The sequence below is a fragment of the Delftia sp. WSY_22 genome (genome assembly GCF_043104185.1).
Classification (GTDB): Bacteria; Pseudomonadota; Gammaproteobacteria; order Burkholderiales; family Burkholderiaceae_C; genus Comamonas; species Comamonas tsuruhatensis.
The window spans coordinates 132,795-153,947 of sequence record NZ_JBICKN010000057.1 but is presented as its reverse complement, the minus strand read 5'-3'; the positions used below and the strand labels follow the sequence as shown (position 1 = coordinate 153,947).

The window sequence follows — 21,153 nt, the reverse complement described above, 5'->3', positions numbered from 1 at the left end:
ACCTCCTTTTCAGGAACAACGAGAAGAAGCGGGGGATGCGGTGGCGGTAGCTGGCCTGTAGAGCACTGAATCGGGGCTCGAAGGGCTGTTCCAGTCCTCGGCCTCATGGCGTCCACGGCCAAAAAGGTCACGGACGCTCTGGCTTTGAAGCCGGGCCGTGAAGTTATTGAAACCAGTCCAAGCGGCGCCCAAAGGGCGCCGTGTCTGCGCCTCTTGGCCCACGCTGTGGATGACTCCATCAGCGTCAGCAGCCCCGCCTGCGGCGTGGACTGCCGGCGTTGCGTCGGTGCAGTGCGCCCAGGCAATGCGGCGGCTTACGAGCCAGTGGCCGCGCGCGCGTCCGCGCTGCACTTGCACGCCGCGCACGGGGCCTGCCGTGATGGGGTCGCCATACATGTTGGTGGCGCCATCCTTGGGCGCACGTCGGGCGGGGCACAGCAGCCAGTCCTGGCGCTTGCAGCCGTGGCCGCCCATGGATTCCATGAAGGTGCGCCAGTCCGCGCGGAGGTCGCCGTGGCGATGGCAGGCCTGATAGGCGCGCTGGATGTTGCGCTTGGCCTCACGGTCGAACAGTTCGATCTGCTCGGGCTGGTCTTTGCTGACGCGGCGCAGCTCGCGCCAGACCGTCACGCTGGGCATGCCGAAGGCCTGGAACTGGCGGATGCTCCACGTCGCGGCCCAGGCGTCCACGCGGCGCTGGGCGGCCAGGCCATTGGACTCCAGGGCTTCGGGGCTGGCAGGCTGGTTGGGACTGTCCAGCCCCAGAGCCATCTGGATTTCCTGGCCCTGCACCACATCCAGGTGCTCGGCCAGTGCGTGGTGGCCCACGTTCTTGGCGATGTACTTCGCCACGTAGCCGGCGGCGCCACTGGCGTTCATGCGCTTGACATCTACGCGGTTTTCCTTCGCACCGCGTTCGTTGCCGTCTTCGCTGAGCCAGTATTTGCGGATGGTGTCCACCAGGGTGCGCGCCTGGGCTTCGCCTTCGACCCAGACCAGCATGTGCCAGTGCGGTGTGCCGTCATGGTGCGGCTCAACCACGCGCAGGCCATAGCGTTTGACTTGCTGGCGGTCCAGCTTGGCCAGCACGCGCTTCCACTGCGCGAGCATCCATTGCTGGCCTTCGCGCGGTGTCGCGCCGTTGTGCTTGGGGTTGCGCGCGGCCCAGCGGTTTGCGCCGCTGCCCATCAGGCGCATGGCGTGGTATTTGCTGGGCAATGTCAGCGTGAGGAACAGGCCCAGATGCCCGTGCGCATCGGCATATTCCTCCGCGCCGCGAATGCGTGTCATCAGCTCGCCGCCGCGCACGCTGGGGTTGGAGGTGCTCAGCGCGGCCAGCTCGGCCAGGCTGTAGACCTGCCCGGCCTCGTTCTTGTAGAGCGTGCGGCCCAGGGCCTCTGCATTGCGCGCCAGCTGGCCCTTGCGGCGCTTGAGGCCGCTGTGGCTGACGTAGCCGCCGCTGTTCAGGTGGACCAGGCCCATGCTGATGGCCCCGGCTTCGACCACGCGGGCGATATGGCGGCGCAGGCGGCGGCGCCACCAGCGCGCGCACTTGGCGCGGGCGATGGCCGGTTCGCCATCCAGCGGCTTGCCTTCATCCACGCCAATCAGGTGGACGATGCCGCGCACCAGCGCCAGGCGCTCGGGCAGGCCACCGCCCAGGGCAATGCAGCGGTTCTCCAACTCTTCCACATCGTCGGCCAGCTTGGCCGCCCAGGTGCAGATTTCGCCGTCGCCCATGTTCAGGCGTAGAGCGTCGCCGTAGCGGTCCTCATAGTCGGCCAGCTCCTGCAGATCCATCCATGCCTGTTCGCTTTCGCTGGGCAGGCCCAGATACCAGCGTGCATAGGCGTCAGAGTCCAAGGCTACGCCGGCCGGCGGCAGGGGGGCTGATTTCAGGAAGCGGGAGCGGATGGCTCCCTGCCACTCGCGCGGCGCGGATTCGACGATGCGCTGCAGGTGGTACTGCACATGCCCCGGCTTCGGGCGGCTGTTGAGCCACGCCGAAAAGCTGGACGTGACACGCTTGCGGGGGATGGGAGAGACAGCCACGGCGAATCACCACAGGCTGGCGAGCGCCACCAGGCGCCCGGCGTGCCGCTTCACAGAGCGGGCTACGGCCTTGATGGCCGCGCGTTCAGGCGGCGGTGTCTCGCGCCAATCCCGGTCGGCCAGCGCTCGCAGGTCGCCGCCCACGTTGGCCAGCAGCAGGATGGCCATGCGCAGGTCTTGCGGCATGCCGAACCATTCCTGGTTTTCGGCGTTGATGTAGCCCGCGCCCGATTGCCTGCGGTACTGCTCGCGCAACGCGGCCAGCTGCTTGCGCACGTCTGCCGGCATGGGCACGGCGTCGTGCTGGTGCAGCGGCGTCCAGGCGTCCGTGGTGATGCGCAGCAGCTGCAGCGCTGCGCCGGGCAGCACATCGGCTTGCACGGGCGCCAGCTTTGCAGCCTGCTCGGGCATGTGCACCAGGCCACACAGCGGGCACAGGTCCGGCTCATCGGCAGGGGGCATGGGCGTGCGGTGCTGGGGCAGCATCACCAGGCCATTGCGCAAAGGGGCGTTCATCGGGGGATCAGGCCTTCTTGCAGGACATGAACCAGGCCGAGCCATACAGGCGTTCGGCGCACTCCCAGGCCATGGCGCGAGTGGCGGCCCCGATCACCAGGTGGCGGCGCACGCGCTGGGAGTCAACATGGGTGATTGCGTAGCTGCTCATGAGGTCCTTGGGTTTTTCAGGCGTGAGAAGGGCCGCAGCGCCCGGAAATCGGGCTCTGTCAGCAGGTGGAGGAAGAGGGGGCGGCGCTATGCGCCTATGGCGTCAATCGGGCTCTGGCGGCGGCCCGGCGAACAGATCGCCCGTGGTGGGCAGGGTGTAGCGCGGCTGGTGCTCGGACTCTGCGGCGTTGTCCAGCACCACGCGCATGCCGTCTCGGCGCACATGGCTGGACAGGGGCAGTTGCACGCTGGGGTCCGGCGTGGCGCTGGGGCTGAGCGTGCGCACTATCTCGGTCATGGCCACAAAGGTGTGACCACATTCCGGGTTGGTGCATGCGTAGGTGAGCTCGCGCATCAGGCGGGACATGAGCCAACTGGTTCGGATCGTGCACTGGGCGCTGCAGTGGGGGCAGGCCATGCGCGTGCCCTCGCTGCGCACCTTGCGCCCGCTCTTTCGGCCCTCTTGGGCCTGCGCCGCGAGCATGGCGCCCTGGTTGATCGCTGCCGCTTGCATGCTGGGCTCCCTGTTCATTCGCCGCGGATGCGCCCGCATTCACCGCCGCCGGCCCTGGCGCAGTGGCAGTACATGCCGACCTCGCCCAGCGTGCCGATGGCGTCCAGGTACTTGCGGCTGACCAGCACATAGCCGGCTGCGCTGACCACGGCGTCGATCTTGCCGATGGGCACACCTTGCTGCCCCGACAGGAAGCGGCTGACGGCCGGGCTGTCCCAGCCTGCGGCCTCCTGCACTTCGCCGCCGGGCTGGCTCAGGCTGTGGCGCAGCACGCGCTCGATGGTGCCGGTGCCGTGCGATATGCGAGTGGTGTTCATTTTTTTGTGCTTCTGGTCAGGGGTGGAGGGCTGTACCGAACCGCGCAGCGCCGCACAACATGAATTGCGTGTGCTTGTGCGGCGGCGTGGGCAACATGCAAGGCATGGACTCAAGAACTCGCAGCAACCCGCGCCAGGTCGGCCTTGTAGGCCTCCAGCCCGCGCAGGTACATCAGGCGCTGGAAGCTGGCGAAGGAGCGGCATTCCCTCTCAGCGAACCTCTTGCCCTCTTCAACGGATGCCTTGGGCATGCGCGTGTAGCAGATGACATCAGCCTTGTCGGCTTTGGCGGGGGTGGGTTGCGTTGCGGTGTTCATGTACGATCCATAACGTTTGTTAACGAGGGAGGTGATATGGAAATCAATTGGCAGGTTTTTCAGGCAGCTGCTGCTTTGGTGGGATCCAAAACGCGCGCCGAAGGCATCGCAATGGATCAAGTCATCAACTCTGATTTCCTTGATACCTACCTGGCACTTCTTCGGGTTGCTAAACAGATTGAGAAGACGCCGCCGTTTGGCTTTGAGCCGGGTGATCCCCGGTTGAAAAGCCGCATTGAGATGGGCTGACCGCTGCGCCAAGCTTGTCCATCTCGCTGCTCAGTGCGCTCATGAATAAGGCAGCTGTCCAGGTATTTGAGCCGTGACGCTGGTCAAGGTCGTCCCTGGTTTCAATGCGCAGAGTGGCTCCCGGGAATTGCTCTCTCATGGCGCATTGCAGTGCGATGGCGACAAGGGCAGCGCGGTGAGCCAGTTCGTCGTGGCCGAGATCGGCGACATGTGCGGCTGTCAGGCCGATGCCGAAGTCGAGGACGGCGCTGATAGTGCACGACGGAGGCTGGGCCGCTGAGTGAAGTTGGTTGTCCATTTGTCGTCTTTTGTTAAGCGATGTTCGTAGTTTGTTATTCATTTGTTCTCCTGTCAACGGTTTGTTATGCAAGATTCGACTTTTTTTGCTCGCCTACGTGATGAGCGCCGACGCCTGGAGCTCAACCAGTCGGAGTTCGGTTCCATCGGAGGTGTGACGAAGGAAACGCAGAGCAACTACGAGACGGGAGCTCGTAAGCCCAACTCGGACTACCTTGAGGCGTTATCGACTCATGGAGTGGATGTCGGCTTCCTGTTCACGGGCGTTCGCTCTGGCGACGGTTCAGCGGTCTCTCTGGATGCTGTCCAGTCAAGAGCCGTGAAACGCCAGCTCTCTGGCCCTGCACCTGCGCCTGCCGATGAAGCGGACGTGGTGCTGGTGCCGCTGATTGCCGCTGCCGGCAGCATGGGGCCGGGCAATGATCTGCAGACCGGGGATGTGATCCTGGGCAATGTGCCTGTGTCGCGGAACTGGGTAGCTCTCAACCTGCCGCGTTCACGGCCAGAGGCGCTGCGCCTGGTGCATGCCTACGGCGATTCGATGGGCGAAACGCTGCATTCCGGCGACTTTGCGCTGGTCGATACAGATTGCACGGCGGCGGATGTGGATGGCGTCTATGTGCTGGTTGCCAATGAGCAGCTTTTCATCAAGCGCGTGACGCGGCGCATTGATGGGCAGTTGGAGGTGACGAGCGACAACCCGAATGTGCGCACTGTGGAGGTGCTCAATGGGTCGCATCAGGTGCGGATCTGTGGGCGGGTTGTTTATGGGTGGAATGGGAAACGACTTTGATCCAGGGATAGATTATTTGATCTGATGGAAGTTTGGTGGTTTTTAAATAGAGCTTTTAAATAAAATATAGAAATAACTATGGTTCGAAGAAAAAAAAGAACAGATTATGAGTTTAGAACTGATATACAGAAAATTGAGTCGCAGTGGATTAAATTGAGTGGCCTTCACGGGCAAGATGAATGGTCCGCCGTTGTTCTTAGGGCAGCTACCGCTGCAGAAATTGCGGCTAATTTTGTGATTAGGCAAGAGTTTAGAAAACTCAGTAAATTCAGTCCTGAGTTTGTTGATAAATTGCTTGTTTGGGCGAATGGACTCGACGGGAAGATGAATAAGTTGATTTTGCCAATGATGGCGGAAGATGAGCGATTGGGAAAATTCAAAGAGCTGAGCAAGATTGGTGCTAGCATCTTCGCTAAAAGAAATAAAATAGCTCATCAGGGTGTGTTTACGAAAAAAAAAGAGTCTGAAATAATAATCGCAGATTGCAAGAAATTTGTTGAAGAGATGGTTGGGTTTTATGAGGAAGATTTTATGTTGAGCGATAAGTCGGCTGAATAAAGTATTGGGCTGCCTTGGTTAAAAAGCTGGCTGTTGCTTTTTGGGTTGGATAATTTATATTTAAGGGGGTGCTATGTACGAAATGAAGATTGATCTGCGTGTATTGGATCACCTTGGGATAAAACTCTATAGCAATGTTGCCGCAGTAATATCAGAGGCAGTTGCGAATGCATGGGATGCTGATGCACAAAATGTAAGAATATTGATATCTCCAAATCAAATTGTTATCGAAGATGATGGTTGTGGCATGGATTTGACCTCTGTTAATAAGAGGTTTCTGGCGGTTGGATATGACAAGAGAACTAGCGAGGGGTCAGCTTCCCAAAAGGGGCGCCGCTTTATGGGGAGAAAAGGTATTGGTAAATTATCGCTTTTTTCTATTGCTGATTCAATTGATATTCATACGCAGAAGAATGGTGAAAAGCACGCATTTACTATGTCAGTCGCTGGAATTCAGTCGGCGATAGCGGAGAATATAACTTACAAACCTGAGCCAATTGAGTTTGATGGACCCGCTAAGGGCACCAAGATAATAATGACTTCCTTGAAAAAGCGGGGAACTAGTCAAACGATTGGAGCGCTTAGGAAGCGTGTTGCTCGCAGATTTTCTATCATTGGCTTCAAAGATGTTGGCGGTGATTCTTTTGATGTTGAGATTAACGGGTCTCCCATCACCCATGCTGATCGAGAAGATCTTCAAAACATTGAATTTCTTTGGCAACTTCAAGTTGATGAGTTGAAAACGGCGGCATTAACCAAAATAAAGCATAAAGAAATAATACCGGGGGTAATCAGTGTCGAGCATCCCGATTGGATTGTTAAGGGGTGGCTCGGCGCTGCGGCAAAGCCAAATGATCTAAAGAGTGAAGATTCTGGATCAATGAATGGGATAGTGGTTGTTGCTCATGGCCGGCTTATACAGGAAAATATTCTTGATAAGCTTGGTTTCCATAAAATAATGGGAAGCTACATTACCGGTCAAGTTGAGGCTGATTTTCTCGACTTGGATGATTTTCCAGATATCGCAACTAGTGATCGTCAGCGACTTATAGAGGATGATCCTCGATATATCGCCTTGGTTGCGTTTCTTCGTCGTACGCTACTGAGTATTTCAGAAGATTGGACGATTTTGAGAAACGAAGCTAGAGGGAAGGAGGTGCAAGAGGAGATACCTGCCTTGAAGGGCTGGGTCAACCGTCTTCCTTCTGGACAACGGCAGGCTGCAAGGTCTATGCTCGGCGTTATTCAAGGTGCTGAACTTGAAGCAGAGGATGATCGTAAGAGTCTCTATAAAGCAGGGGTTTTGGCTTTTGAAAGATTGAGACTGCAAGAAGCTAGTCATCAGCTCGGAAATCTTCACGAGCTAACCGCAGCAAAGCTTATGCCTCTTTTGATAGATATGGAAAGTCTCGAGGGCTCTCTTTATAGAGATATCGTGGCTAGTCGATTGGAAATAATTAAAAATTTCACCAAATTAGTTGATGACAATGAAAAAGAGAATCTACTACGAGATTATCTTTTTGAGAATATGTGGTTGCTTGATCCAGGTTGGGAGCGCGCCGCTGGTAGCGAGAGAATGGAGCAGGCTCTTCGGAAGGAGTTTGGTGAGGCGACAAAATCTCTAACCGAAGAGCAAAGTAAAGGTCGTGTTGATATTAGATATCGTACGAACGCCGAGCAGCATATTTTAGTAGAGCTGAAGAGGGCGGGGCGAGTGCTAACTCTCGGCGAACTGATAGATCAAGGTAGTAAGTACAAGCAAGCGCTGGATAAATGTGTAAGAGAGGTCAAGGGAATTAGCTACACGCCAAATATTGCTGTCGTCTTCGTTTTGGGTAAGCCCGTGGCAGGAAACGATGCTCAATCTGTCAATCAGACATTGCAAGCAATTAACGGACGTGTTGTCTACTACGAGCAATTGATTGATTCTGCGAAAAATGCTTACGCTCGATTTCTCGCAGAGTCAGAAAAGGCTGGTGCCATAGAAGAGCTGATTGCCGAAATATCAGCGCCCTTGTCGAAATAATCTGTTGGATTGACTTTGTACATGGTTGTGCAAAGTTAATCCAATTGCTTCGCCTAGTTTGGGTGGTACGGCATTACCAATCATCTTTCCAAGCTTGGTCATATGAACTGGGTCCGCTGAGCCCACGAAATCATAACTTTTTGGAAAAGATTGAATGATTGCTGCTTCGCGCGGCGTTAGCGCTCTATCTTGGGTCGGGTGACCAAATCTACCTGCTCCAAAATTATAAAACTGTGTGGTCATGGTCGGAGATGCCTGGTCGGCACGCATCCGAGCATAAACAGCAGAGAATGTTGCTCCAGTTTCTTTAATATGACATGGAGCCCTCAAGTTTTCGGGCCAGTCTCTCCAAGTTCCACCCGGTTTTGATGCTTGAATGCGCTGAATATTAAGGGGCGAAAGTGATCTGGCGAAGTGAATTCTGTCTTTCGGATCGGCTTCGCCGGCCTTGAGTGGGGTTAGATCCTTTAACGCCTCTCCCACTGTATTTGATGCAGTGGTTGGTGTTGGTCTTTTTAACTGCCGCGGAACATCACCGATTCGCGATGCAAGCAAAACGAGTCTCCTTCTCGTTTGCGGTATTCCTAAATTCTCGCATGAAATACTTTTAAACCAAACGTCATAGCCAAGTTCGGTTAATGTTTTTACGAATTTATGGAATGGCGCATGTGACTGAACTTTTGGCACATTCTCCATTGTGACTAAATGAGGGTTGCACTCTTTGATAAGACGAGTGAATTCATCCAGCAAGTAATAACGTGGATCAGGTGCGTCTTTGTCACGCACGGAGTTCGCCGCAGGAGAAAAAGGTTGGCACGGAGCACAACCGGCGAGCAGTCGGATGGCGTTGCGCGACCACAGCCTGTTCAAGTCCTTGCTCGTGAGGGTTCCAACGTCCTTGTTGAAAAATTTGGCGCCGCCGTTGTTCGCTTCGTAGGCGTGGCGGCATGACTCTTCAACATCGAACCCAGCCTTCACTTGGATGCCTGCATCCAGCAGGCCTCGGGTGAGGCCCCCGGCTCCACAAAAAAGGTCAATCGCTTCAATCTTCATGGCGTGAAGTGTAAAGACTTCGGGGTACCGATGTGCCCCAACGCACATTGTGCCGGGGCCCTGCACAGGCCGCTGGGCAGCGCTTGTGGCGCCGACCCAAGGACTTTGCTCCCCTACCCAAAAAGTGTATGCCACAAGCACGCAGATTCGAGTGCTGTGGCTCGCACGTCCCGATCCTTTGTGCGAGGCCAAGCGCTCTCGACGTGCCTTCTTGTGGCCTCTCATCGTGGCAGAGCGGCACTCCAGCCATGCCCGGTCGGAGCCTGTTCAAGCCATGGTTTAGCATGCGCCCCCTTGGCGCGCGGTTGAGTCCCCGCCGCACCTGCGCGCTAAACATGTGGCTTTCGTCGAGGGTGTCGGTACGCTGGCGCGCAAGGCGTGGTGGCGCTTTGCGGCCGATTCGCTGGACCGTTTCGGTGTCGGGAATCGTCGGGAAAAGCGCGGTTTTGTCACATGGCGAAATGTGGGCGCGGCAAACAAGAAAAATCCCGCGCTCGGCGGGATCTTTGGCTGGGCTGCTGGCGGTCATCGGCTCCAGCGTTTGCCGGGTTGACGCGTCTTTTCGCCGCCTGCCCGCTCCATCTCCAGGCGTGTGGTCAGGCCGTTGTCATCCAGGGTGTGTTCCACGGTTTTGCACAGCCACTGCTCGCCGTCGATGTCTTCCTTGAAGCCGCTGACGGTGACGGGCGATTGCACCATGATTGATGGATCGCCGATGGCCAGGGTGATCTCCAGCGTAGCGGCACCACGCTGCAGGCGCCCGCGCTCGGCCCGCGCCGCAGCCATGGCGTCATCTTCGGTGGCATAGCTGTCCTTGAGGGTCTTGAGGTTTTCTTCCTCGCCGTCGATGGCGGCCTGGCGAGATGCGCGGCCGTTGTCGTGCCAGTAGGCCCGCACGCCCGTGTATGCATCACGCGCGGCGGTGTGATAGCGGTGGCGGTCCCCGTCCTGGCGGCGGATCTGCACAGCGGCCAGCTGCTTGCCGCCGGCATTGCGCGTGCTGCCGATGGGCAAGAACACCAGGCGCCCCTTCTTGACCGTGGCCACGGCGTCGTGCTGTCGCCCCAGGCGCGTGAGGAAGTGCATATCGCTTTCGTTGGTCTGGTCGATGTGCTGCACGGGCAGGCCGGCCAGGGCGTCGTCCACATTGGCCTGCATGCCGTTGCGCTTGGCGATGTCCCGCACCACGTTGCCCAACGTGGCGCCGTGCCAGCTGTTGCTGGCCCGCTGCCGCAAGGTCTGGCGCATTTCTGCACTGCGGGCGCGCAGCATGATGGTGTCGGGGGCGCCGCTGTGCTCGATCTCATCAATGATGAATTCGCCTTTGTCCCACCAGCCGCCGCCGCGCGTATAGCCGAGCTGCAGCGCCAGACGGGCGCCCACGGGTGGGAGCGCCAGGCTGTCGCGGGAATCGTCCAGCTCGATGTCCAGCTGGTCGGCCTTTTCGCCGCGGCTTTCGCGCAATGACAGGCGGATGAGCCGGCCGCGCAGGTTCTGGGTGATGTTGCGGCCGTCCAGCAGCAGCTGGTAGTCGGGCTTTTGGTAGACGCCCTCGGGGTCTTGCAGATCAATTTCCATGGCCCTGCCTCATTCCATCCACCAATCCCAATCGTCCCAGTCCTCGTCTGGCACCCCGTCGCCGCCCGTGCCCCCTGATGGATCTGCCTGGCGGTCATCGACGCGCGCCAACTGCAGCGTGAATTCGATGCGTCGCGGCAGGCCCTCGCGGATGAACAGGGTGCCGGTCTCTTCCACAGATTCAATGACCCATGCGCCGAATACTTCGCCAGCACCGTTCACCAGCGCATAGGCGGCGCCGGTGTCTCCCATCTGCCGCAGCTTGTCGATGGTGCGGCGGTTGCCGAAGTGCTCGGGCGCCTGCAGGCCTGAGAGGGTGATGGTTTCGTCACCGGGGCCGAGGAATTGCCGCGCTGGCCTGGCGCCCACACGGCTATTGCTGGGGTGGCGCCAGGCCATGCTGCGGCGCAGTTCCTGATAAGCGAGGGTGTCGAGGGCAAAAACGAATTGCCCCAGGGCGGCCATCATGGGCGTTGCTCCTAGTCGATGTCGGCCAGCTGGCTGTAGCGGCGCGATTCGCGGTCCCGCTCGCGCCGGTCCAGTTCTGCGGACACTGCGCGGGCGATAGCCTGTGCGTCCTGGCCCGGGGCAGCGTTGATGGTGATGTTGATGGGGCCGCCGGCCGCAGCCGGCGCGGCACCGCTGGCCATGGCCATGGGGGTGGATGCCGCAGCGCCCATGGGCGCCATGGTGATGCCGGCCAGGCCCACGGCCGCCACGCGCGCCAGCGCCTGGCCACGCTCGATGCCCAGGGCCGCGCCTTCGCTGATGTGCTCGCCGTAGCGCATGAACACGCGCGACGGGGATTGGATTTGCATGGGCTCGGTGAACCAGAGCTTGATGCTCTCGGCCATTCCCCCCATCACTTCCCTGGCTGCATCCCACTTGGCGCGGATGCCCGCAATCAGCCCATCCACCAGGTCACCGCCGGCGGTGAAAAACTTGTCCTTCCATCCCACGATGTCCTGCCACAGTGCATCGGCCCCTCCGGCCACGCTGGCCCACCACTGCGAAACCGCAGTGCTCAGCTGGTCGCAGATGGTCAGGAAGCCGGCCTTCATCTGGTCCCAATTGCGCCAGATGAGATAGGCGGCGCCTGCTATCAGGGAAATGGCGATCCCCAGCGGCGAGCCCAGTAGAAACCGCCCCACGAACAGCACCACACGGGCGATTGCCATGATGGCCTTGCCCGCGAAACCTGCTGCCCAGGCCAGTCCGGTGCGGAGAATGCCGGCAACCCAGGCGATAGCCTGTCCGGCCCTGGCCATGGCTCCACTGAGACCTGCCCAGATCCTGGTCAGCAGGCTCCCGCCCGCAGCGGCTGCAGAGGCGCCGCCGAAGATCCTTGCGAACAGGAATCGCACCAGGGCGCCTTTGGCCAGCAGCAGGCCCAGAGGGATGAGCAGCGCGGTCATTACAGCGCCAAGGCCCAGAAATGCGGCGCCCGTGTACATCACTGCCTTAGTCAGGCCGGGGTGCGCCTGGGCGAAGTTGGATACCGCCTCGGTCACCGCCGTGACCTTTTCCAGCAGCTGCACGTACAAGGGCAGGGCGGCCTCTCCCATGCGCAGATAGAGGTCGTCGCGGCGCTTTTCGAGGTCGATTTCCTTGCCGCGCGGTCCTTCCTTGACCATGCCGTGCAGCGTGTCCACGTTGGCCGCGCGCTCGTTCAGCGCATAGCTCTTGTTGATCATGGACCGCTGCTGGAACATCGTGGCGAACAGGCCGGCCGCGTTGCGGTTGGAAAAGATGCCGCCGATGGCGTCCAGCACTTCCTTCTCGCTCCTGATGCCCTTGGCATTGAGCGCCGGCACCAGCACGGTTTCCAGCCACTCGAATTGACTGCGCTGGAACACATCGGAGCCCTTGAGCGCCCCAACGCCGAGCTGGGCAATCTGGCCCACCTTGTCGTGCTTGACCTTGGACGGGTCGGCGATCAGGCCCAGCGTATCCAGCATGTTGGCCGCTCGCTTGGTGGTACGGCCCTGGTACAGATTCTGATAAGCGGACATCATGCCCGTGCCCACGCGGTCGCCCCCCATTTCCTGCACCAGCGGCTCCAGGCGGTAGAAGAATTCCTTCTCGCTGATGCCCTTGGCGGCCACGCCGCCGGTCTTGATGAGGTTGAGCCAGTCTTCGGCGCCGACCCGGCCGCCTGTGGCCGTCAGCACCTGCTGCACCAGGTTGCCGTTGCGCTCGAAGTCCTCGCGGTTGTTGGCGCCGTTGCGCATTTCGATGACCTTGAGCATGTCCATGAACTTGCGCTCGTTGTCAGCGGCATGCTCGCCCCCGAAGGCGGCCTCGTTCGCAAACTTCATCTTTGCCAGGAAGGGGAGCGCATCCTTGGCGTGGTCGAAGTCATTGAAGACGGTCACGGCATCGCGCATCAGCGCCATATTGTCCGTGGTGCTGGTGCCGTAACTCTTGAAGTTGCGCGCGTAGTCGATGGCCTTGCCGGCGTCTTCGCCTTCCAGGCCCAGGGCGCGGATGCGGATGGCTTCGCCGGCTGCTGTGCGGCTTTGCCCCATTAGGCCGGTGGCCGCATGGGCTGCGCGGCTGGTGGCGTAGTAGCTGCCCATTCCGGCCGCCGCCATGCCGGCGCCCCGAGCGGCCATGCGGCCGGCGCGTTGCCGGGCATCGGTCAGCGCCTGCAGGCGCGTCTTCTGTGCAGCCATGGCGGCGGTGGTGCGCTCCATGTCGGCGCGCAGGCTGCGTTCCTTGGCGGCCAGGCCCGTGGTGGACATTCCTGCCTGGCCCATGCGGTCGCGCAGCCCCTGCAATGCGGCCTGCTGCTGGGCGAATCGGTCCTTCAGTTCGCGCGCCCTGGCCTGGGCCTGGGCCATCTGGCGCGACATCGCTGCCGTCACGTTGCCGGCCGCTGCATGCTCTGCCGCGAGTGCCCGCACCTTGGCGCGCTGCGCGGCCAGTTCGCCGGTGAGGGTGGCGGATGCCTTGTGCGCGTTGCGGAAATTCTTGATAAGGCCCTGCTGGGCCTCCAGCTGCTTGTAGTTGTCGCGCAGGGTCTTGAGCGCGCGCGACGTGGCCGAGCTGCCAGAAACCACGCGCCGTAGCGGCCCGGTCACGCGGTCCACCGCGCTCATGATGACTTCGAGGCGGAGCCTGTCCACGGCATTCTCCTGCTGCTATTTCTTTGGGGTCGCGTGCACTTCGTTCCAACGCTTGACGGCGCGCTCTCGCCAGTCGATCAGTTCATCCATCTCCATGGCATACATGGCAGAGGGCGGCCAGTGGAACACCATGGCCAGGTCGGTCATGTAGTCCTCTACACGCTCGCTTGATCCCTGGCCGATGCAGGCAGCAAAAAATTCACCAGCTCCGTTCCGGCCTGCAGGACATCGGAAATGTCCATGTCCTTGACTTCATGGGGAACGATGCTGGGATGCGTCACACGGGGCAGCACCTTGACGATGGCATCGGTGTTCATCTGCATGAGATCCACCAGAGAGACGCCGCGCAGGTCACCGGTCTGCGGCTTGATGATCTGGATTTTTGCCAGGTCGCCACCCTCGCGCTTGATGGGGGCTTCCAGCGTCACGGTGACGCAAGGGCGTCCGCCCACGGTGTTTTGTGCCGCAGCTTGCGGCTTGTCGGTAGCTTCGGTCTTGCCTGTCATGTTGTGTTCCCCGCGTGAATGTCAAAAAGGAGCGGGCGGGCCGGGTTGGGCGGCGCCGCCCGCAGGTGGTTGCCTGGTTGTGGGATCAGATGCCCAGGTCGGCGCGCACGTTGGCCAGGATGTCCTCGCCGTCCACGATGCAGATCATGTTCACAAGGTCAATCTCGAAGTGCACGCGGCCGCCCACGGTCAGCTTGTAGTAGCTGAGTGCATAGGTGTAGTTCTGCTCGGTCATGTCGCCGGCCTTCTGGCTGCCGGTGTCCAGCTTGGCCAGTCGGCCGCGCATGAGGGCCTCGCAGGCCTGCGAGCCCCCTTCGTCGTCACGCGCCAGCGAGCCGCCAAAGCGCAGCATCACGGCATCGTGGCGGCGAGAACCCCATTTCGCGGTCAGGCCATCGAGGAAGCCGGCGCCCTTGATCTCGGCCTCCATCTTTTCCTGGCCCATGTCCAGGGCGATCTCGCCATCCATGCCGCCGGCGCGGTAGTCCTCCAGCTTGCGGGACAGCTCGGGCAGCTTCACCTCGGGAACTTCGCCGCGATAGCTCACGCCGTCCACGAACAGCGCGAAGTTGATCAGTTTGCGTGGCAGTGCCATGTGTTGCTCCTGTGCTTACAAGCCGCTGGAAACGCGGTTGGCGAAGTCGAGATAGAAACGGTCGGTGATGCGCTGGCGGAAACCCAGGTCTTCCAGCGGCGGCACGGGCGTGTAGTCGTAGTCGATGAGCAGCTTGCCGGTCTTCAGCGTTTCCGTGCTGTTGACGGTTTCGTCGTACCAGCATTCGCCGCCCAGGATGTAGCCCTGGGAGCGCAGCGTGCGAAAACGCGAATTGATGCCCTCGATGATGTCCTTCACGATGGACGTATGCAGGGGCTTGTCCACGAACTCGAAGTGCCCCTCCACCATGGTGTCGGCCAGGATGTGGGCCGTGCGCGTGGCGGTTTCAAAGGCGAAGTTCTGCTCGGTGCTGCAGGTACGGTTGCCCCAGAAGCGGAACCCCTGGTGATTGATGAGCGTCGTGACTTTGCCCTCATTGAGCAGGTCGGCGTCTGAGTCCGTGCCCTGCAGATCCCAGTACACGCTGCGGCTGATGCCGGTGGGGCCGTTCAGGGGCACATTGGACAGGCTCTTGTGCCATCCCTGCTCCGCGTCAATGCGAGCGCGCAGGCCCAGGGCATATGCGGTAGCCGGTGCGACGATGCTCTTGTTCTGCACCGTGCTCCAGCGGGTGAATTCCGGCCAGATGAGCATGGTTTCGCGCTTGCCGAAATCGTTCTGGTACAGCAGGGCCGCGCTCACGTCCTCACACTCCCAGGCCGAGGCATAGACCATTCCGCGCAGCTTTTCGCCGATGGCTGTAAGCGCATCGGTGACGGGCTTGGCGTCCAGGCCCGGCGCGCCCAGGATTCGCGGCTTCACGCCCAGGGTGGCCTGTGCATCCAGTAGAGCCTGCGCGCCAGTCCGCTTGCCGTTGCGGTAGTCGCCCACGGCCTTGCTGATCTGGTCGGCTTGGCGCTCCTCTTCGGTGGCGCCAACCCCGTCAGCAACCCGCACGATGACCATGGCGGGGCGGCATTGCTGCTCGATGGCTTCCAGCGATGGCGCCAGCGTGCCCAAGGTTCCGGCCTTCTCCAACGCACGGCGAATGTCTGTGACGAGCACGGGCGTGTCCACTGGAAAGAACTCTGCGTCTGCATCGCTGGCCGTGGCCACCATGCCGATTACCGCCGTGGAGACGATGCGCAGGGCCGTGGTGCCGGCGTTCAGTTCGGTGACGCGCACGCCGTGGTGAAAACTTGCTGTGGCCATTGTTGAGCCCCTGAATGTGTTGCTGGTGCGCGGCTCGCGCGAGATGAGCCTATGGTGCTCGGCACCAGCCGCAATAGCCAGAAATGGCCGCTGTCGCTGGGCGTACGACACAAAGACAAAGCCCGCCGAGTGGCGGGCTTGCGGTGTTGGTGCGGGTGGCGCGGCCAGGTCAGGCCGGCAGCTCGTCGGGGCGCGGCGGCGTGTCCGTGATCTGCAGCGCGCGGCCGTCTGCGATCAGGCCCACGGTTTCCAGCAGCTGCACGCCGGCCGCCACGTCCGGGTCGTCAAGGTCGATGAAGCTGGCCAGCTCCTGGTCCTTGAGGTTGCTGCGCAGCTGCGCCGCCTGCATGCGCTCTTGCTGGCCCGCATCGGCCCGGTCCACGGCGGCCCATTCGATGGCGGCGCGCTCGGCGCCCGTGAAGCGGCGGCGGAAGGCCAGCGGGGTGATGCGGCGGCGGATCTGCGGCGCGGGCGCTGGCTGCTCCTGCTGCTCGGCCAGGCGCCAGCGGCCGGGGTACAGGGCCTGGGCGGTGGATTCGTCGGCCAGGATGGTGTTTTCTGTTTTCCCCTGTGCGTTCAGGATTTCAATGATCTGCATTGTTGCTCCTCAATTGGCGCGCTTGAAAAGTCGCACATGAGCCAATCCCGCCCCGCCGTAACGCGGCGTGTTGCCCCCCGAGACGCCTGCAGAGGCACCACGGCCCGGCAGCGACTGCAGCCCAGAGTCGGACCAGCCACTGCCGCCCGCGAAAAAGCCCGAAGGCTTACCCGATCCGGCTGCAGCCCCCACGCCGGGCATGCCGGGAGAAATGCCCGAAAACGTAATGTCGAATGGCCAGAAGTAGTAGCCCACCGGAACACCCGATCCGCCTCCGATTACGTCTACTGCATGGTCACCAGCGGATAGGGCCTCGCTGAATGTGAAATTTCCCACATCGACGGCAGCACCCCCTGCCGGTTGGCTACTCATTGGCTGCCGGCCCGCCCGCCACAGGTCCGCGCCCGTGACCGTTGCCACCACGGGCGCCTTTGCGGTAGTGCTGGCAGGCCCGGCATCACCGCCCCTGCAGGTCATGATCGTGGCCCCTGCGTAGCTGATGAAGGTATCGCCGCCCGCGTTGGCCCGTGTGTCGTAGCCTACCGGGGCGCCCCCGGCGCCGATGGTGAAGCCAATGGCCTGGCCAGCGGCTACCGCAAAGATTTTGACGCCCCATGGCGCGGAGTTGCCCGCTATCAGGTTCTTTCCGCCCCCCGCGCCGCCGCCCATGCCTGCAACCACGGCCCAGCCGTCATCTGGCACGGCGATGGTCTGGGTGGTGAAGATCATTTCCGAGCGGACCAAAAGCAGGTTGCCGCCCATCATTTTGCTGAGATCCATGCTGTTATCCGATGGACAGGGTCCAGTAGTTGGCCCACGAGTAGTGCAGCGTCACACGCCGGGCGTTGGCGTTGAATAGCACGTCCTCATAGACGCCGTTGATGACATGCGCGGGGTTGCCGCGCCGCAGTGTGAATCGCCCCAGGCTCCACAGGCTCCACGGGTCCAGCAGCACGATGGTGTCGCCGAGGGTGGGATTGGCAGGCAGGGGTCGGCTGTAGACCTCGGCCGCATACAGCGAATACTCCACGGCGGCGTCGAACGGCACGCCGTTGGACGCTGAATTCGAGTGAGCCTGCAGCAGCTGTGCCGTCCTGCGCACCCCCCATAAGAATTCGGCCATCGTGCTGGAGTTGAGGACCGTCTGCAGGTCGATTTTCTTGTTGTCAATCTTGCTGTTCAGCGTATTGGCCTGCTGCTGCATTTGCTGCTGTAGCTGCTGCTGGAGTTGCTGCAGCAGCAGCTGCTGCTGTTGCGCGGCCGCAGCCATTTCCTGAGTCATGGCCAGGTCCAGCGCCTGCAAATCGTCCTGGTTGGCCTTGGTGCCCATGAGCTGGTCCACGGATCGGCTGGCGGCGTCAATAAGGCGCAGCGACTCGCGCAGGCGGTCCACGTCCAGCTCCAGCCTGTTGTTGGAGTGGGGCAGGGGCAGCTGCAGGTACTCGGTGCGCTCCAGCACGGGCGGCAGTTCGGTGCCGGTGTCGTCGTTGATATCGCTCATGAGCCCCCCCGTTACAGCACCACGGCGCGCAGGTTGTCCACCAGAGGGCGGGCGGTGGTGGTGCCCGTCAGCGTCAGGCGCAGGCGCAGGCTTGGCGCGCTCAGGCCCTGCAGCCGGTGCGTCAATTCGATGGTGCCGGCCGTCTGCGGGCTGCTGGACAGGTAGGGCACCAAGGTCCAGGCCTCGCTGCCGGCCAGCTGCGCATGCACGGCCACGGCGGCGCCGGCCGGGATGGTGCCCTCGAAGATCACGCGCAGCTCGGTGCCTCCTGCCGTGGCAATGACGGGAGAGATGTAGGTGCCCGACTGCAGCAGGCTGCCCACGGCCAGGATGGTGGCGGGGGCCAGCACGGCGCCCATGCCGCTGTCGCCCACGCGCATGGTGGCCTTCACGCGCACGGTGCCGGTGTAGGGCTCATCCAGGCGCACGGGCTGGCCGGCGTCGGCCTCGATGACGCGCTGCACGGCGCCGCCTGCGCCCAGCAGTTCAATGGCGTAGGTGATGCGCGCGGTGGGGTCGGGCTGCTCGGCGCCGGCATTGATCAGCAGCAGGGTGGCGTTCGCCACCTCCTGCGTGCCGACTTCCACGGTCTTGACCTTGAGCGGGTATTGCGCCTCATGCAGATCAAAGCGCAGCACGCGGTTGGCGTGGCGCGTGACGATGCCGGAGGCATTGATTTCCAGCAGCTGGCCCACCTCGGCCGGCGCGGCCGTGACCCAGCCCGTGCCGTCCTGGCGGGCATCGCCCACCTGGGCCACAGCCAGGGCGGTGTCGGTGTCTGCAGCGGACACGCACAGCGCGTAGCTGGTGCCCGCCTGCAGCTGGACCAGGGCCGGCCAGGTCACGCGCGTGGCCGTGCCATCGGTCTTTGTCTGCGCGCTCTCCACGCGCTGCTCGCGCAGGGCCAGGCCCGGCAGGCCGGCATCGTCCAGGGCCGCCAGCACCACGATGGCCGGGCCGCCGCTGGCCAGGAAGTACAGATCCAGCGCGGCGCACTGCTGGGCGCGCGCCGGGGTGATGATTTGGGTGATGGTGCTATATGACATAGGTAACAGTTCTAGAGCCAGCCATGCGCGCGCCGTACCAGGAGGTGCCGTAGTGCTGAAATTTGATGGTGAGGACTGCACTGCCCACGAACTGCGCCTGCCCGACGCTGCCGTGCTCGCCCTTGATCTCCACGGTTTTGGCGCCTACGGGCACGCCCTCGGGAATCGTGAATTGGCCTTCCAGCACGCCGGCCGCCGAGGCCACCAGGGTGCCGCCCGCCAGCGCCTGGGCCGTCACAGGCTGGCCATCGAAATGCAGGCTTTGCAGCGCCTCCAGCGGCCGGAATCCCGCCAGCGAGAACTTGACTTCCAGCGGGCGCAGGGTGATGCCGCTGGTATCGAGCAGGCTTTCGTCGATCTGGTCCCTGTAACGGGCCTCCATCGTTTCGATGGTGTCGTAGTACCAGTAGCTCGAATTGACGGTGCGCGGGTAAGCCAATTCCTCGGGCTGCTCCCAGCGGTCCACGCTGGGGACCAGGGCGACGGTGGCGGGCAGCACGCCGGGGGTGGGCAGGCCGTTGACCTTCATCGACCGGCTGGTGGCGCCCTGGCCCAGGGCCTTGGCCAGCGTGTACTCCAGGCTGTGGGAGGTCTTGCCGTCGCCGAGCATGTAGGCGTGTTCGGCCTCGTACAGCTGCAGCGCGCCGCCCGCCACCATGGCCGTCTGCTGCAGGCCCTGGTCGCGCATGCTGTCATCAATCATGGGATCGGCGAAGTAGCCTTTTTTCAGGCCGCTGTAACGGCCTGCGGTGTCGGTGGCCAGCCGCAACTCGGCCAGATCCATCTCGATGCGGTCCATGCGCTCGCGGTAGGCCACCAGGGTCTGCATGGGCACCACGCGCACGCTGTCCGACTCGGTGCGGCGCGTGTCGCTCTCCCAGGTCTGGTAGATGCTGCCCAGGGCCAGCACGTTGGCCGGCACATCGGGCGCCACGGGCTGCCAGGTGGCGGGAATGCCCTTGACCACGTTGAGCAGGCCATCGCCACCCATCACGATGCGGTCAATGCGGCGCAGCGCATAGCGATAGTCCACCAGGATCAGGGTGGCCGGCAGCGCGCCCTGCACGTCAAAGCCGCGCGTGGTCTGGTTCTGCGGGGGCTCGGTGCTGATGTAGTCATAGCCCACGCTGTAGGTGCTGCCCGGGGTGGGCTCGGCGCCGGCCGGGCTCCAGTCGATTTGCCCGGCCGTCAACTTGTAATCGATGTCTTTTTTGTAGGTGGTCCCGCCCTGGGTGACGCTGTTGATTTGCACAACGCTGGCGTCTGGCAGCGGGTCGGCCGCGCCGACGAAACTGCCGTGCACCACCTGGGCCGACTTGCGGCGCGTGATGCGCAGGGTGGCAGGCTCCAGCACGGGCCAGCGGTCGAATGCCACATGCTGCAGCGCATCCGTGCTGCTGCTGTGGGGCTCGCTGTTGACCTGGGCCATGTTGGCCTCGGCCGCATAGACCAGGCGCCGGTCGGCGGGCACTTCAATGGATACGCCGCCCACACGCGCGGCGCCGGCCGTGATGGCGTAGACCTGGCGGCCCTGGTCATCGTCGGGCAGCTGCAGCGTGAGCAGGCCGCGCACGGCATAGGTGCCGCCTGAGCTGTCGCGGTCATAGCGTTCTATGGCTTTGGTGACGGCGTTGAGCTGGGGCGCGGGCTCGCGCGGCTTGACGATGCCATCTTCAACGGTCCACACGGGGTAGAAATCCCCTTCGCCCTGGCCCTGCAGGCCCCAGGCGACGGACACCTGCAGGCGGTCGGCGCCGGGCTCGCCGTAGCCGCTGGTCCCCACCGCCGGGTTGTACAGGGTCGGGTCTTGCTCGGCCGTGACGATGCGCGTGGCGTAGTGCACGCCGATGTAGACGGTGCCCTGCACGGCGATCTGCAGCGCGGCGGCGGCCACGTCATGGACGGCGCCGTTCAGGTAGATGCTGCCGGCTTCCAGCTGGCAGGCGCCGGTTTCGGCGTTGACACTGCAGCGCGCGCCGGCCGTGATGTCGCCATCGGCAAACAGCACATCGGCCACGCGGCGCAGGGCATAGCGGGCCTGGGCCTGTGTCTCGTTTTGCTCGGCCGACTGCGCCACGCGGTCGGCGTGGAAGATGTGTTCGGTGTAGCCCTTGGCGGGGTCGTGTCGGTTGTATGCAGTCATGCGC

At 62.1% G+C, this 21,153-nt stretch carries 25 protein-coding genes; 6 read left to right on the top strand and 19 right to left on the bottom strand.

The window, feature by feature from the left end:
• Positions 1-9: 9 nt before the first annotated feature.
• The 6 genes from ACF8NF_RS24715 to ACF8NF_RS24690 all read right to left on the bottom strand — a co-directional run bounded on the left by ACF8NF_RS24715 (position 10) and on the right by ACF8NF_RS24690 (position 3,866).
• Positions 10-2,052, bottom strand: a complete 2,043-nt coding sequence (locus ACF8NF_RS24715) for a replication endonuclease (RefSeq protein WP_392451471.1) — start codon at positions 2,050-2,052, stop codon at positions 10-12.
• 6 nt (positions 2,053-2,058) lie between these two features.
• The gene (locus ACF8NF_RS24710) at positions 2,059-2,568 is read right to left on the bottom strand and encodes a hypothetical protein (protein WP_392451470.1); all 510 of its coding nucleotides are present in this window, start codon (positions 2,566-2,568) and stop codon (positions 2,059-2,061) included.
• A 7-nt stretch (positions 2,569-2,575) separates the two neighbouring features.
• Positions 2,576-2,719: a hypothetical protein gene (locus ACF8NF_RS24705; protein WP_392451469.1), complete on the bottom strand. Its 144-nt coding sequence runs from the start codon at positions 2,717-2,719 to the stop codon at positions 2,576-2,578.
• A 102-nt stretch (positions 2,720-2,821) separates the two neighbouring features.
• Complete coding sequence (locus tag ACF8NF_RS24700; protein WP_013803580.1) at positions 2,822-3,232, bottom strand: ogr/Delta-like zinc finger family protein; 411 nt, start codon at positions 3,230-3,232, stop codon at positions 2,822-2,824.
• A 14-nt stretch (positions 3,233-3,246) separates the two neighbouring features.
• Positions 3,247-3,549, bottom strand: coding sequence for a hypothetical protein (locus ACF8NF_RS24695; protein ID WP_013803579.1), 303 nt, complete (start codon positions 3,547-3,549; stop codon positions 3,247-3,249).
• A gap of 110 nt (positions 3,550-3,659) precedes the next feature.
• Complete coding sequence (locus ACF8NF_RS24690) at positions 3,660-3,866, bottom strand: hypothetical protein (protein ID WP_013803578.1); 207 nt, start codon at positions 3,864-3,866, stop codon at positions 3,660-3,662.
• Between the two features lie 36 nt (positions 3,867-3,902).
• Here ACF8NF_RS24690 and ACF8NF_RS24685 point away from each other — a divergent pair, with 36 nt between their 5' ends.
• From ACF8NF_RS24685 to ACF8NF_RS24665, 5 genes are all read left to right on the top strand, one after another.
• On the top strand, positions 3,903-4,115 hold the full coding sequence (locus ACF8NF_RS24685) for a hypothetical protein (protein WP_392419115.1): 213 nt from the start codon (positions 3,903-3,905) through the stop codon (positions 4,113-4,115).
• A gap of 73 nt (positions 4,116-4,188) precedes the next feature.
• The gene (locus ACF8NF_RS24680; protein ID WP_392451468.1) at positions 4,189-4,395 is read left to right on the top strand and encodes a hypothetical protein; all 207 of its coding nucleotides are present in this window, start codon (positions 4,189-4,191) and stop codon (positions 4,393-4,395) included.
• An 84-nt stretch (positions 4,396-4,479) separates the two neighbouring features.
• Positions 4,480-5,205 (top strand): XRE family transcriptional regulator, encoded by a 726-nt coding sequence (locus ACF8NF_RS24675; protein ID WP_392451465.1) that lies wholly within the window; start codon positions 4,480-4,482, stop codon positions 5,203-5,205.
• A gap of 78 nt (positions 5,206-5,283) precedes the next feature.
• The gene (locus ACF8NF_RS24670) at positions 5,284-5,763 is read left to right on the top strand and encodes a hypothetical protein (RefSeq protein WP_392451464.1); all 480 of its coding nucleotides are present in this window, start codon (positions 5,284-5,286) and stop codon (positions 5,761-5,763) included.
• A gap of 82 nt (positions 5,764-5,845) precedes the next feature.
• On the top strand, positions 5,846-7,789 hold the full coding sequence (locus ACF8NF_RS24665) for an ATP-binding protein (RefSeq protein WP_392451463.1): 1,944 nt from the start codon (positions 5,846-5,848) through the stop codon (positions 7,787-7,789).
• On the opposite strand, the gene ACF8NF_RS24660 is transcribed toward ACF8NF_RS24665, so the two are convergent.
• The gene (locus ACF8NF_RS24660) at positions 7,769-8,842 is read right to left on the bottom strand and encodes a DNA cytosine methyltransferase (protein WP_392451462.1); all 1,074 of its coding nucleotides are present in this window, start codon (positions 8,840-8,842) and stop codon (positions 7,769-7,771) included. The genes ACF8NF_RS24665 and ACF8NF_RS24660 overlap by 21 nt on opposite strands.
• 337 nt (positions 8,843-9,179) lie before the next feature.
• Between ACF8NF_RS24660 and ACF8NF_RS24655 the strand changes: the two genes are divergently transcribed.
• Complete coding sequence (locus tag ACF8NF_RS24655; protein ID WP_392451461.1) at positions 9,180-9,395, top strand: hypothetical protein; 216 nt, start codon at positions 9,180-9,182, stop codon at positions 9,393-9,395.
• Here the strand turns inward: ACF8NF_RS24655 and ACF8NF_RS24650 are convergent.
• The 12 genes from ACF8NF_RS24650 to ACF8NF_RS24595 all read right to left on the bottom strand — a co-directional run bounded on the left by ACF8NF_RS24650 (position 9,368) and on the right by ACF8NF_RS24595 (position 21,149).
• Entirely contained in the window at positions 9,368-10,420 is a 1,053-nt protein-coding gene (locus tag ACF8NF_RS24650) for a contractile injection system protein, VgrG/Pvc8 family (RefSeq protein ID WP_392451460.1), read from the bottom strand. The two genes, ACF8NF_RS24655 and ACF8NF_RS24650, sit on opposite strands and share 28 nt — an antisense overlap.
• A 9-nt stretch (positions 10,421-10,429) precedes the next feature.
• Positions 10,430-10,888, bottom strand: a complete 459-nt coding sequence (locus tag ACF8NF_RS24645) for a phage tail protein (protein WP_392451459.1) — start codon at positions 10,886-10,888, stop codon at positions 10,430-10,432.
• An 11-nt stretch (positions 10,889-10,899) separates the two neighbouring features.
• On the bottom strand, positions 10,900-13,548 hold the full coding sequence (locus ACF8NF_RS24640) for a hypothetical protein (protein WP_392451458.1): 2,649 nt from the start codon (positions 13,546-13,548) through the stop codon (positions 10,900-10,902).
• Between the two features lie 15 nt (positions 13,549-13,563).
• Complete coding sequence (locus tag ACF8NF_RS24635; protein ID WP_392451457.1) at positions 13,564-13,695, bottom strand: GpE family phage tail protein; 132 nt, start codon at positions 13,693-13,695, stop codon at positions 13,564-13,566.
• An 8-nt stretch (positions 13,696-13,703) separates the two neighbouring features.
• The gene (locus tag ACF8NF_RS24630) at positions 13,704-14,054 is read right to left on the bottom strand and encodes a phage tail assembly protein (RefSeq protein ID WP_392451456.1); all 351 of its coding nucleotides are present in this window, start codon (positions 14,052-14,054) and stop codon (positions 13,704-13,706) included.
• A gap of 85 nt (positions 14,055-14,139) precedes the next feature.
• Entirely contained in the window at positions 14,140-14,649 is a 510-nt protein-coding gene (locus tag ACF8NF_RS24625) for a phage major tail tube protein (RefSeq protein WP_392451455.1), read from the bottom strand.
• 15 nt (positions 14,650-14,664) lie between these two features.
• Positions 14,665-15,861 (bottom strand): phage tail sheath protein, encoded by a 1,197-nt coding sequence (locus ACF8NF_RS24620; protein WP_392451454.1) that lies wholly within the window; start codon positions 15,859-15,861, stop codon positions 14,665-14,667.
• A 169-nt stretch (positions 15,862-16,030) separates the two neighbouring features.
• A complete protein-coding gene (locus ACF8NF_RS24615; RefSeq protein WP_392451453.1) occupies positions 16,031-16,459 on the bottom strand; it encodes a hypothetical protein in 429 nt (142 codons plus the stop codon).
• A 9-nt stretch (positions 16,460-16,468) separates the two neighbouring features.
• The gene (locus ACF8NF_RS24610) at positions 16,469-17,239 is read right to left on the bottom strand and encodes a hypothetical protein (protein ID WP_392451452.1); all 771 of its coding nucleotides are present in this window, start codon (positions 17,237-17,239) and stop codon (positions 16,469-16,471) included.
• Between the two features lie 4 nt (positions 17,240-17,243).
• Positions 17,244-17,960 (bottom strand): hypothetical protein, encoded by a 717-nt coding sequence (locus ACF8NF_RS24605; protein ID WP_392451451.1) that lies wholly within the window; start codon positions 17,958-17,960, stop codon positions 17,244-17,246.
• Between the two features lie 11 nt (positions 17,961-17,971).
• The gene (locus tag ACF8NF_RS24600) at positions 17,972-19,006 is read right to left on the bottom strand and encodes a virulence-associated protein (RefSeq protein WP_392451450.1); all 1,035 of its coding nucleotides are present in this window, start codon (positions 19,004-19,006) and stop codon (positions 17,972-17,974) included.
• The gene (locus ACF8NF_RS24595) at positions 18,996-21,149 is read right to left on the bottom strand and encodes a DUF4815 domain-containing protein (protein ID WP_392451449.1); all 2,154 of its coding nucleotides are present in this window, start codon (positions 21,147-21,149) and stop codon (positions 18,996-18,998) included. Before ACF8NF_RS24595 ends, ACF8NF_RS24600 begins: the two co-directional genes overlap by 11 nt.
• Positions 21,150-21,153 lie beyond the last annotated feature (4 nt).